This is a genomic window from Levilactobacillus hammesii DSM 16381 (assembly GCF_001434395.1).
GTDB lineage: Bacteria > Bacillota > Bacilli > Lactobacillales > Lactobacillaceae > Levilactobacillus > Levilactobacillus hammesii.
In genome coordinates, this window is the sequence record NZ_AZFS01000062.1 from 1 (window position 1) to 11751 (window position 11751).

Here is an 11751-nt window from a genome sequence, read left to right on the forward strand (position 1 = left end):
GGTGTTTTTATTTTGTGTTAAAAGCAGTGGCTAACTTGATTTTAAAACTCGCCAAATTAATAATCGCCTTCAATGTGGCCAGTAAAACGTGGACGGTGTCTGGAGCCAACCATTTTTCTCCCGGCAAAAAGACGAGATTTTCTTGAAAGTTGCTGGGCCCAACCCCCACTAAGTTACTGAGAAATGCGTTCAACCGCTGTTGCGTAGCTGGTCGCTTTAGGGCATTGATGGCATCGGCGGTCGCCTGAGTCGTGTGATCCGTAATCGTACTAGTAAAGATACCATGATCAAATAATTCATTAACAATCAACTGTTCGGTCCCGTGTAAATCACTCATCATTTTCTCTACTCCTCAAACCAGAACTCGAAGCCACTTGGTAACGTGACACCGTAACGTTCGTCCGCACAATGCAGCGTGATCGGACCGGGGGTCAGTGCCTTCACCAGCCGTAGTGGCCGCCCAAACAGGGCAAAACTCGAATAATAATCATACCCCGTCGCGCCATAAAGACGCACCAACTCATCACGCGCTTGAATCGTGGTTAATTCTAAGTCATGATCCACCACACCGTGAACCGCGTCTCGCATAACTAACTGCTTGAACTCAGTGAGTCCCGATTGATTGTCGCTAGCGACGCTTGCTTCGACAGCCACGGTTGGATTATCCGCTGCCGTTAGCTTGACCTGGGACTGATTGGTTGCCGTATAAACAACGGGTCCCATCGTACTAGCTGCTAAAAAGTCGGCCGAGTCATCGCTAACCCGATCTTGTGGCAAATGTTGAGGAATCGCGGCCGGCACCGCGACCGTTTGATAGTGCGTTAACAGGTGGTCAATTTTTTTCGTCAGTTCCTTAATATCCACCGATTGGCTCTGGACGTGGTCATATTCTTGGCTCAACAGTCGGATAGCGTTGAGAATCGTTTGAAATAGCAGATAGACCGTGTCTAGGCTGTTGTCGATCGCACTTGCACTGGGATCGAAGCTCGCTGCCAAGCGATTCAGTTGCCGGTGAACATAGCCCAGGGACTTGTTGAACCGCAATAGCATCTTCGCTTTATCGCCAACAGCGTGAGCCGTGTCCAAGTCATCATCGCCTTGCTGACTGTGGGCGACGCGTTCGCTGAACGTGGTCGATGTGGCCAAGGCCTGGAGCTGTGGTCCCTGTCCTAACAACTGCGTAAAGGCCGGGATAGCCTTATCTTTCAGCATCGCTTGGAGTTGGGCAGCCGCAGCTCCCCCATGATTAAATGCTAGGTCATTGGCCAACTCACCGAGGTCATCATCGAGCTTATGCATGCCCTTCATGACATCATTGTAGGCCGAAACCATATTTTGAAAGTCATTATACAATTGCGTGCTCTCGGCGTTTAGTTCCGGTGCCGATAGCACTTTAATCAAGCGGCAATATTCATTGATACGCGTAATATTAGCCGTCACCGTGTTGTCGGCATCGACCACCTTCTGCATCACCGTGAGATACTCCATCCCACTACTCGTAATCTTATAAACATAGGATTGCTGTGTATGGTAACGGCCACTCTTCATCTGCACTCGAACCTTGCGCGGCGAAACTTCGATTAATTTCGCCTGATCTCCGAGCACCTCCAAGATGCGTTTTAACACGTCATCCTTAAGGGGTTTCTCATCCGTATCGAGATATTCACTGTTGTACTTTTGTGCCAAATACCCCAGCGTAATCGGAACACCACCGGTCATACTGTCATGGTAGAGAATCGTTAAAATGGACCAGCCGGCGAGTCGATGGTCGCGGCTGAGGCCCAGATTGCTTGCAAGCAATAAATCTTTAAGTGGTTTATCTAATGTAACCGCGATGGTCGAGACCTCCTATAGTTAGACTGCCCTAAGTATACGGGACGGGGATACTAGCGTCTACTAAACAGATGTTCGGCGATGAAACCAGTCGATGGTCATCGGACAATTCGCCCCCCATTTAACATTAACTTACTTGATTTTCACGTGCTCAGCAACCGATTCGCACGGCCCTTCTATCCACCAAAAGGTGTCGCACCAACATCACTTTTGGTTGCTCACAAGAAAGGTGCTATACTCAACCCAACACCACAAGGGAGGCCTACACCATCAGAGGCAAAACGCTCAAACTAATTCTGGCCATTATCATCCTCGGGGCCACGGCCAGCATCTATTTTGCCCATTGGGCGACCCGGGCAGAAGCCACGCCACCAACTACCTTAACTAGCCAATTAACCAACCTGCCTACAAAAAGGACGTAACGGCCGATGCTTGCCGATACGTCCTTTGCTTTAGCTAATCCTGAATGTCGAGGCCCAACGCCGCCGCAAACGTGACGGCCTGCAGTGGATCAATCTTGCAGCCCCGAACGAGTCCCGGCGTAAAGACGATCGCCTCGATATTACTGGTGCGCAAATCGACTAATTTTAACGGACTCTCCGTGAAGTCCGCGCGCATCAGCTCACAACGGTTAAACACCAACTGCCGTTTGACCGTCATCATCTGGAAACTGGCTTCCCGCAACCGCGTATCGGTGAACGTCACACCCGTCAGCACAGCTTCCGCAAAATTGGCATAATCTGCTTGCGAATCGGCAACGGTCACGTCTTTCAATCGCGCGGCTGTGAAGTCACTCCCTAGTAGCTGACACCCGGTAAACGTGCAGCGGTAGAGGTAGCTCTCCTGAAACTGGCAGTTGAGGAACTGACTGCCCCGAAAGGCACAGTCGAGCCACTCGCTATTTTTGAAATCCGTCTGTTGGAACGTGCACTTCTCAAAGCCAACCGCTTCCACGCGAATGTCCTGGTTAGAATAGGTCAGCTCGCAGTTGACGTACTGATTGCCCGCCGTAATCGCATCTAATGATAGGGTTTTGCCCGTTATCGTTGCCATCTCATCGTCTCCCTTAGTTCGGTACACCTAGGATACCATGAAAAAAGTCCCGTTTCGGCTGTTCACCGAAGCGAGACTCATTTTGTTTCACATGAAACATTAGCGCAATTGATTTTGGTGCCGCATTCCCCATACATTTGGCAGGATGACCGCACCAATGATCACCAGCACCCCCACGATCTGGAGCCAGTCCACGCGTTCGCCCAGAACCAGAAAGGCAATGGTAATCGAGGCCGGCAATTCCAGAGACGACAAGATTGGACCGATGCCCAGGTCCAGGTACTGCATGAAGATGGAGTAGACCACCAGCGGAAAGACCATGGAGAACACCGCAATCCAGAACGCCCATTTCAGCGTATCAAACGTCACAGGTGCCGAGATAATCTGGGGACCCCAGACCACCGAGATCAGGAGAAAGGCGCCGAGGCACAGGAGCCAAGTTTTACTCATTGGATCCAAATTATTCCCCAACATCGCCGTGAATTGAATCGTGCAAGCGTAGGCACACGCCGCCAGGAAGGCCAGGAACAGGCCCCACAGCGATAAAGGCTGCGTAATTGGAAAGAGCCCCGCCGCCAAGACCGTCCCAATCAAGACCAACACGATGCTCAGGACCTGCAACCGACTGGGCCACCGTTTATGTAAGAGGCTGCCCAATAAGACTGACAACCATACGGCCTGCATCAGCATGACCGCCGCGGCCGCAACCGGAATTAACTTCAACGATTGAATGTAGAAGGTATTGGTAAAACCAGAGGCCGTCCCCGCTGCCATGACGGCCAGCAATTGCTTCCAACTGGTATGCTGATACCGTAGCCACCGTCGCCGGGCGATATGGACCACACCCAGGATCACAACGGCGCTGAGAAATGACCAGAACAACAGTGGCCCATTGACCACGCCCTCACTCCGGGCAATCTTCATCAACGTGGCGGGTACCCCAAAACTGATCGCACCCAATGCCACAAAGAATGGTGCTATTTTTCGCAAAAACTTTCACCCCATTTAATAAATTTCACCCTTTTATTATACGCCTCTCACTGCTTCCGTGCCGATCCACCCCGTGATCTGCTCAGCGCAGGCCAAATTGACTAATCCTAACCGTGTTAACGTTCCCCTTCTAAAGATGCCAGCCATACCGGCCAATGCCTAGATAAGGCGGGCTGCTCTCAAACGACCGGCTAACCCCGCCTGCTCAAGCTCTGGTTAATCTACTAGCGCCCTATGTTCCACGTGAAACATAGCGTGCTTCAGCCGGACTCATCGGAATTTAGCCGTTCGCTGCTAGCATTTCCCGCCCACCTACGGTATAACTGATATAGCGCTTCCATACTTCGTTAACTGGCCCGAGCGCGCACTCTCTCGAAAGCAGGTGATCTCTTTGCGTCTAGAAACGCGGTACCTCGAAGCGATTGGCGCCCCCGCTGTGATTTTTAGCACCGCCCAAGCTCAGCCGGAGGTTATTTTTAAACAGGGAAAGATCCTAACCACGGCCTACACCGCCATTTTCCATGCCATTCCAGATCACGAAGCGGCTGTCACTGTCTTCCAGCACAGTCAAAATTTATTTTCAGTCTGCTTGATGACACGCGACCAGTGCGACATCTTGGGTCCCATCCTGCTGACGGATGCCACCAGCCAGGCGCCCGAGCGACCCCAGGCCCGTACGATCTACCTGCCGCAGGTGTTGAGCACCTATGCAATTTCGCGGGAGCAGTGCATCAATCAAATCCTGGCACTGGCCCAGATCATCCACCTTCCCTTGGCGGAAGAGGCGGTGGCGACGGCCTTTGACCAAGCTGTGCCGTCCAATCAGTTCAATGACAAACTCATCCTGGTCAACTTTGAAGATGAGGGCGCCCACGTCAGCTACGCCTACGAAAAGGCCCTCAAGACCGCCGTTGAGCTGGGAAAGCCCTCGATGGTTCACGATGCCTTTGTTGGCCTGGTCAACTCCGGGCGCATTGGCATTCTCTCTGATGGCAGTAACCTCCGTAACATTAAGAATTGGGGCATTATCAGCACCTCAGTTACCCTGCGTGCCGCCATCCATGCCGGAATGGACTTCGATCAGGCTTATTCCCTCAACGATCACTACGTCCGCACCCTGGAAACCCTGACCAGCTACGATGAGGTCATGAGCGCCATTGAAACCATGGTCAAGGACATGGCACAACGGGTCCACCAGCTAAGGGCCGTCCACCTTTCAGCGCCCGTCCGCCGTGCCTATCAGATTATTCTGAACAGTCCCGAGGCCAATGTCACCGTCACCCAGCTGGCCAATCAGCTGGGCCGCTCGCCCCACTACCTGTCCTCCCTGTTTCACGCCGAAATTGGGCTCCCGATCTCTCGCTTTAAAATTCTCGTCAAAATCAACCGTGCGATCGAGATCCTGCAAACCACCAACCTGCCGCTCTCGGAAATTGCGGCCATCTTAAACTTCGCCGATCAAGCCCACCTCACCCGTGAGTTCAAACGCTTCGTCGGGGTCCCACCCAACAAAGCTCGCAAGAATCCCCACTTAACGGAAGACTGGCATCTGTATAACTTTACAAATATCAATATCGGTTAATTATTAATAATAAGGAGATGGACGTCTAATGATTACTAAATTAACCACGCTAACCGCCACGCAACGAGACCGGCTCATGACCATCTGGCTTCAAGGAAATCTGGAAGCCCACCCCTTTGTCGCCGCTAGTTACTGGCAAGACATGGCTCCCCTAGTCGCCCAGCAACTAAGCGCCGCGACCCTCTACGTCGCCACCGCCGACGCCCAAATCGTTGGGTTTGCCGGTCTCACGAGCCATTACATTGCCGGCATATTCGTTGCCCACGATTACCGCAGTCGCGGCATTGGTCACGCGCTACTCACCCAGCTGCAAACAGACTATTCGACCCTGACCCTAAGCGTTTACCCGCAAAATCAAGGGGCCGTTAGCTTTTATCAACACCACGGGTTTACCGCTGGAACCAGCGCTATAGATCCCGAGACTGGTGTGCGCGACCAGGAGATGCTTTGGCAACGTAAACGCTAAAGTGTAAGAACCGAAAATAAGCTTAATCCTAACCCTATATAAAAGAAGCAATCAGTGCCGGAACTGATTGCTTCTTTTATATACACTAATCGTTTGATAATTTTGGCGACATAACAATGGCGAGGCGTGATCGCATCCACCAATCCGGCATCCCCGGCGGCAGTGTCGCCATGAGTCGGCCAATAACCTCGTCAATTGGCAAATTCACCTGTGCATACGGCAGGAACCAGCCATCCAATAACTCAGCCGGCACATTCATGGGACGCCCATTTAAGGATACTCGGAGCGCGGTATTTTCCAACACAAGTGATTGCCAGCCAAAGCTAACCGCCTGACGCTCCGCCTGCGTCACCGCATTCTCTGGCAACTGCCAGGCCAACACTTGCCGGACATCCAATTCACCCAGTCCGGTGAATTGATGATACGCAGGCAGTGGCGTTGTGACGGCGAAGGCCAAGGGTACCTTAACTTGCGTGACCACCAGATCAGTCGTCTTAAGCCGATCGCAGAGCCACATAAATCCCAGCTGATCTTCCGCCGTCTCGCTACACCAGATTCGCAATGGCTCTCGGCGGGTAACCGCTGTTTGTAATTGGGTTAATTGCCGTTGCACATCTTCAAAAAGCTGCTGTGCAGACTGGTCTGAATACCGAGATTTAAGCATCCAGAAGACATTATTCTCATCCGTCAGCCGCATCATATCACCAATCTGAAGCTCCAACTGTAGGGCTAGTGCCGGCCGCTTCTGTGTAAAACGTAAGTTCTCCGCAAAGGTCGTGCTAAACGTGACGTCCATGGGTCCCTCCTCGTTACTCTTTTTCTAGCAATTCAGGCATTGTTAGCGCCATTATATAGGATCGTCATGCATTATCGTATCGCCAACGACAAAAACGAGAAAACCTTTAGAAAAAAACACCTTCTCATGATTATATTTATTAAAAAAGCGACCAGTCCTGCGCTAGACTGGCCGCTTTATTCATTTATTCATTAACTCGGCTGATACATCTTCGCCACTTCTTTGGCCGTGGGATAGGACTTCTGGGTGCCCCGGCGCGTGACCGTGATGGCCGCGTATTCATTGGCATGGCGTAAGGCCTGTGGAATCGTTTCGCCCTGGGCAAAGTAATGTGAGAACGACCCAATGAAGGAGTCGCCCGCCCCGGTGGTATCGACAGCGTCAACCTTGACGGCATCGATCAGCTGACTGGTAGACGCGCTGACCCACAGCACACCGCGTGACCCAATCGTAACCAAGACATTCTTGACCCCCATATCGACCAGCCGTTGTGCCGCCCGCGATATTTCATCCATGGACGTTGTCGGTAAGCCCGTCAGCGTGGCCAGTTCCGTCTCGTTAGGCGAGAAGAAATCCACCCGGCGAACGTGTTCCATGTCCAAGTGACGGTTAGCTGGCGCTGGATTTAAGAGAATCGGCACGCCGTATTGGTTCGCCAAATCAATGGCATGATAGTTGGTCTCCAACGGAATCTCTTGCTGCAAAACAATCAGCTTCGTATTTTGAATCAAGTCGAGATGTGTATCCAAAACGGCCGGCGTGAGTTCACTGTTGGCGCCCTTGACGATGAGGATACGGTTGTCCGCGCTGGGATCGACGAAGATGGGCGCAGCGCCGCTATTCTTACGGCCAATGCCGACACCCGTCACATCAATGTTGGCGGCCTTGAAGTTCGCCAGCTGTTGCTCGCCAAAACTGTCCTCGCCAACCATCGAGATCAAGCTAACCTGCGAGCCCAATCGCGCGGCGGCTACGGCTTGGTTGGCCCCTTTGCCACCGAATCCCATCGAGAATTCATCGGCCTCGACGGTTTCACCCGCCACGGGCATGCGTTTGATATACGTCATGAGATCAATCATGTTTGATCCAATTACTAACACGTCACTTTTTTTCATACCTGGACACCTCTTTACTTTCTAAATTAACACAGATTGCCTTTCGTGTAAACGCTTACAAATAGATTCACAAAGGCGTAAGGAGTGTGAATAAATGCCCAAATTGACCGTGCCTTCTTCGTGTGACCTACTGAAAGGGGGTGTGCTCAGTCTTTACTGGCCGTTCAGTTGCCTAGACCGATTGACTAACTTTTCAATTATCAGTATGATTGGATAAGTTGTGCAATTTTAATAGAATAGAAGGCCGTTTAATGTCAAAGGAAATTAAGCAATCGTTGTTCATCATGGTATTTGGCACTTTTTTCGGCATCCTATGTTCCACCCTGATGAACGTGGCGTTGCCAACGTTCATGACCGTCTTTCACGTCAATTCATCCACCGTGCAATGGATCAGCAACGGCTACATGCTGGTCAGCGCGATGATGATTCCCGTGAGTGCTTACCTGATTAAAAGATTTACGTTTCGCAGACTCTTCATTTTATTCTCCGTCATCTTCCTGGTGGGCACTCTGCTGGGGAGCGTGGCGCAAAGCTTCTGGATCCTGATTCTCGGCCGGATGATTCAAGCGACTGGTTCGGGCGTCATGATGCCCTTGGTCAACATTCTGGCCATTCGCTACGCCGCCCCGACCAAGAAGGGCGCCGTGATGGGAATCGTGGGACTCGCTTTCAACTTTTCTCCCATTATCGGACCGACCCTGTCCGGGGTTATCCTGACCTACCTGTCGTGGCGTTACCTCTTCATTCTGGTTCTGCCTTTCATTCTGCTGGACCTTGTCCTGGCCTACCGTTTTCTTCCCAGTGTCCCGACTAATGAATCGCCTACCCTGGATCGGTGGGGCCTCTTCCTGGTCAGTTTCGGGGCATTGGGTCTCCTGTGGAGCTTCTCAAATGTCGGCCAGTACGCGCTGACCTCCCCATTTGTCGTAGTGCCCTTCATTTTAGGGGTCATCCTCACAACGATCTTCATTCGGCAACAACTACATAGCCCGAACCCCTTGATCAATCCCCAAATCTTCAAGAGCGGGCAGTTCACCACCGCCACCAGCCTCAACGCGCTGATCGTGGCCACGATGTATGGGAACACCATTCTGTTGCCCCTATTGATCCAGTCCATTATGCACCAGAGCCCCATTATCTCCGGGATTGCACTCCTACCCGGGGCATGTCTGACTGGAATCATGTCGCCCATCAGTGGCCGGCTGTACGACCGCTATCCGGTTCGTCGAATTGTGACGACGGGACTCCTGATTGACTGTTTTGGAACCATCATGCAGGCCTTCATCGACGTTAATGCCTCGGTGGTCATGCTGACGATCGGTCAGACCATCCGCCAACTGGGTCTCGTGTTAATCCTGATCCCGATTCAAACCCACGCCTTGACCCATTTGCCCAATCGCTTAGTGGCCGATGGCGTGGCCACGTTTAACACCCTCCGGCAGATCTCCGGATCGTTCGGAACCGCAATCATTATTGCGACGATTAACCTGGCAACCAAATTTTTCACCGCCCAACCCAACGCCCCACAGATGGGAATCCAGGCGGGCTTCACCATGTGCCTGTTCTTCCTGATCATCGCACTCGGCGTGTCGGTCAAGCTGATGACGCTCCGCGACGTCGAATAAGGTTGACTTCCCACGGCGCTCGTGCGATACTATCCCATGGTGCCAAACCACGGTGAGGGTACGCGATCGGTGCGCAAGCATTCAGAAGGTCGCCGCACCTCACCACAGCAGTCCCGAGTAGAACGCGGGGCTGCTTTTTTGTATAGAGAGTGGAGCAAGGCGCCTAGGTTCTGAGCATTAACGTCATTAAGTGCCCGCTCGGTGGAACCGAGCCGGTGCTTAATGGGGTTAAGCGCAGGAACCTGCCTTGCGGAACTCGTTTCAGAAGCCGCAAGTTTCTGTTACATACCGGCGAGAGCAAATCCAATGCTCCAAACCAACATAAACACTAACGCCCATTCCGGACAGGAGTCCCTTATTTGTCTAAGCGGAAGAATCTGGCTTGTGGAACGCGTTTCAGAAGCCGCAAGTCTCCGAAGTATTCCGGCGAGAGCAAATCCAATGCTCCAAACCAACATAAACACTAACGCCCATTCCGGGCAGGAGTCCCTTATTTGTCTAAGCGGAAGAATCTGGCTTGTGGAACGCGTTTCAGAAGCCGCAAGTCTCCGTTACATATTGGCGAGAGAAAGTTCAATGCCCCAAACCAGCATAAGCATTAACAACCGAGCCGGTGCTTATTGGGGTTAAGCGCAGGAGCCTGCCTTGCGGAACTCGTTTCAGAAGCCGCAAGTCTCCGTTACATACCGGCGAGAGTAAGCCTAACGCCCTAAACCAGCATAACTTCTAACAACCGAGCCGGTGCTTATTGGGGGTTCAACGCAGAAGCCTACCGCTCATTCCCCGGCTTATAATCCGCCCAATCCGGCCGCGGCGCCCCTGTTTCTTCAGCCTGTTTAATGGCCGAATAAAACGCCACTTTCTGCGTAATGTGGCGGTGATAGCGTTCCAATTTGGCCAATTGTTGGGCCACGCTAACCTCGTGGGCCTCCAAAACCGCCAAGATTTTATCCAGATCGGCCCCCGTTTCCTGGTAGCTCAGTAAGGTCTGGAGCTCACTCATACTCATCCCGGAATTTTTAAAACAGACGATACTATTTAATTTTTCAAGATTCGCTTCATTATATACACGATGATTTCCCCGCTGTTGTACCCCGGGAATTAAGCCCAGGCGCTCGTAGTACCGCAACGTCGATGGCGCCAAGTGGTACTGCTGGGAGACTTCTGAAATCGTTAATTCTGTCATGCCTGATCAGTCCTATCTTTCGGAATAAAAAACTTTACTTGAAGTACGCTTCAAGTGCTATGCTTAAAATAATCAGAAGGGAAGGTTAACCACTATGGAATTTAGAAAGTTGGGAAAAACTGGGTTTAACATCAGCGAAGTGTCCCTCGGCACTTGGCAATTAGGAGGCAAATGGGGCGCACCCTTTGACGAAAAAGATGCTCTCGACACCTTGGAAGCAGCCTACGATCGCGGCGTCAACTTCTTTGACACCGCCGATGGCTATCAAGATGGCCTGAGCGAAAAGGTCGTTGGCCAATTCATCAAGCGCCACCCCGACGTCCACTACTCGACCAAGGTGGGACGCAAGGAAATGCCACTGACTGAAGCGCACTTCAGCCCCAAGGCCATCAGAAGATACGTTGACGAATCCCTGCAAAACATGCAGGTTGATTCCCTTGATCAGGTTCTCCTCCACTGTCCCCCAATGAGCATCTACTACCAACCCGAAACGTTTAAGACCTTAGATGATCTTAAAAAGGAAGGCAAGATTGCCAATTACGGGGTCAGTGTGGAACGGGTGGAAGAGGCCATCAAGTCCCTGGACTATGACATTTCCAGTGTTGAAATCATCTTCAACATGTTCCGCTTACGCCCGGCCAAGCTCTTCTTCGACCTGGCTAAGAAAGCCAATGTCGGGATCTTGGCCCGGGTACCCCTGGCTAGTGGCTTGTTAACCGGGAAATTCACGGCCGACACCCACTTCGATCCCGCAGACCACCGGATGAACAACCGGGATGGCCAACATTTCAGCAAGGGTGAAACCTTCTCTGGCGTGGATTACTTGACCGGGGTTAAGGCAGCGCAAGAATTGAAGGAGCGGTTGGGCACCGACAACTTAGCCGATACCGCCTTACGCTACATCCTGATGTTTGACGCCGTTTCCGCCGTCATTCCAGGTGCCAGCAACCCCACCCAAATCGAACGTAACACCCATGCCGCTGAACTGAAACCTCTGACGGCTGACCAAATGGCCATCGTCACGGACGTTTACGACAAATACATTAAAGATCCTATCGAATACATGTGGTAAGATTTCGAGCAGCTGGCAAACGCCGGCTGCTTT

General features: G+C 51.9%; 11 protein-coding genes. 4 read left to right on the top strand and 7 right to left on the bottom strand.

Annotation, left to right across the window (positions count from 1 at the left end; genetic code table 11):
* Positions 1-7: 7 nt before the first annotated feature.
* From FD28_RS10220 to FD28_RS10235, 4 genes are all read right to left on the bottom strand, one after another.
* Positions 8-340 carry a hypothetical protein gene (locus tag FD28_RS10220; RefSeq protein WP_057734955.1) on the bottom strand — a complete coding sequence of 111 codons (333 nt, stop codon included), beginning with the start codon at positions 338-340 and terminating at the stop codon, positions 8-10.
* Between the two features lie 5 nt (positions 341-345).
* Positions 346-1836 (bottom strand): hypothetical protein, encoded by a 1491-nt coding sequence (locus FD28_RS10225; protein ID WP_057734956.1) that lies wholly within the window; start codon positions 1834-1836, stop codon positions 346-348.
* A gap of 453 nt (positions 1837-2289) precedes the next feature.
* Positions 2290-2886, bottom strand: coding sequence for a pentapeptide repeat-containing protein (locus tag FD28_RS10230; RefSeq protein WP_057734957.1), 597 nt, complete (start codon positions 2884-2886; stop codon positions 2290-2292).
* 99 nt (positions 2887-2985) lie between these two features.
* Positions 2986-3876 carry an EamA family transporter gene (locus FD28_RS10235; protein WP_057734958.1) on the bottom strand — a complete coding sequence of 297 codons (891 nt, stop codon included), beginning with the start codon at positions 3874-3876 and terminating at the stop codon, positions 2986-2988.
* A 382-nt stretch (positions 3877-4258) separates the two neighbouring features.
* On the opposite strand from FD28_RS10235, the gene FD28_RS10240 reads away from it, so the two are divergent.
* A complete protein-coding gene (locus FD28_RS10240; RefSeq protein ID WP_235806888.1) occupies positions 4259-5458 on the top strand; it encodes a helix-turn-helix domain-containing protein in 1200 nt (399 codons plus the stop codon).
* Between the two features lie 28 nt (positions 5459-5486).
* On the top strand, positions 5487-5924 hold the full coding sequence (locus FD28_RS10245; protein ID WP_057734960.1) for a GNAT family N-acetyltransferase: 438 nt from the start codon (positions 5487-5489) through the stop codon (positions 5922-5924).
* Positions 5925-6009: 85 nt separating this feature from the next.
* Here the strand turns inward: FD28_RS10245 and FD28_RS10250 are convergent, their stop codons facing one another.
* Both FD28_RS10250 and rbsK read right to left on the bottom strand, forming a co-directional pair.
* Complete coding sequence (locus FD28_RS10250; RefSeq protein ID WP_057734961.1) at positions 6010-6720, bottom strand: DUF1835 domain-containing protein; 711 nt, start codon at positions 6718-6720, stop codon at positions 6010-6012.
* 191 nt (positions 6721-6911) lie between these two features.
* Entirely contained in the window at positions 6912-7835 is a 924-nt protein-coding gene (gene rbsK, locus FD28_RS10255) for a ribokinase (RefSeq protein ID WP_057734962.1), read from the bottom strand.
* A gap of 251 nt (positions 7836-8086) precedes the next feature.
* Between rbsK and FD28_RS10260 the strand changes: the two genes are divergently transcribed.
* A complete protein-coding gene (locus tag FD28_RS10260) occupies positions 8087-9460 on the top strand; it encodes a DHA2 family efflux MFS transporter permease subunit (protein WP_057734963.1) in 1374 nt (457 codons plus the stop codon).
* 769 nt (positions 9461-10229) lie between these two features.
* On the opposite strand, the gene FD28_RS10265 is transcribed toward FD28_RS10260, so the two are convergent.
* Positions 10230-10646, bottom strand: coding sequence for a MerR family transcriptional regulator (locus FD28_RS10265; protein ID WP_057734964.1), 417 nt, complete (start codon positions 10644-10646; stop codon positions 10230-10232).
* A 94-nt stretch (positions 10647-10740) separates the two neighbouring features.
* On the opposite strand from FD28_RS10265, the gene FD28_RS10270 reads away from it, so the two are divergent.
* The gene (locus FD28_RS10270; RefSeq protein ID WP_057734965.1) at positions 10741-11718 is read left to right on the top strand and encodes an aldo/keto reductase; all 978 of its coding nucleotides are present in this window, start codon (positions 10741-10743) and stop codon (positions 11716-11718) included.
* Positions 11719-11751 lie beyond the last annotated feature (33 nt).

Excerpts from the sequence above, each read along its gene's own strand:
- FD28_RS10220 (WP_057734955.1), bottom strand. The coding sequence starts at position 340 with ATGATGAGTGATTTACACGGGACCGAACAGTTGATTGTTAATGAATTA.
- FD28_RS10230 (WP_057734957.1), bottom strand. The coding sequence starts at position 2,886 with ATGGCAACGATAACGGGCAAAACCCTATCATTAGATGCGATTACGGCG.
- FD28_RS10245 (WP_057734960.1), top strand. The coding sequence starts at position 5,487 with ATGATTACTAAATTAACCACGCTAACCGCCACGCAACGAGACCGGCTC.
- FD28_RS10250 (WP_057734961.1), bottom strand. The coding sequence starts at position 6,720 with ATGGACGTCACGTTTAGCACGACCTTTGCGGAGAACTTACGTTTTACA.
- rbsK (WP_057734962.1), bottom strand. The coding sequence starts at position 7,835 with ATGAAAAAAAGTGACGTGTTAGTAATTGGATCAAACATGATTGATCTC.
- FD28_RS10260 (WP_057734963.1), top strand. The coding sequence starts at position 8,087 with ATGTCAAAGGAAATTAAGCAATCGTTGTTCATCATGGTATTTGGCACT.
- FD28_RS10265 (WP_057734964.1), bottom strand. The coding sequence starts at position 10,646 with ATGACAGAATTAACGATTTCAGAAGTCTCCCAGCAGTACCACTTGGCG.
- FD28_RS10270 (WP_057734965.1), top strand. The coding sequence starts at position 10,741 with ATGGAATTTAGAAAGTTGGGAAAAACTGGGTTTAACATCAGCGAAGTG.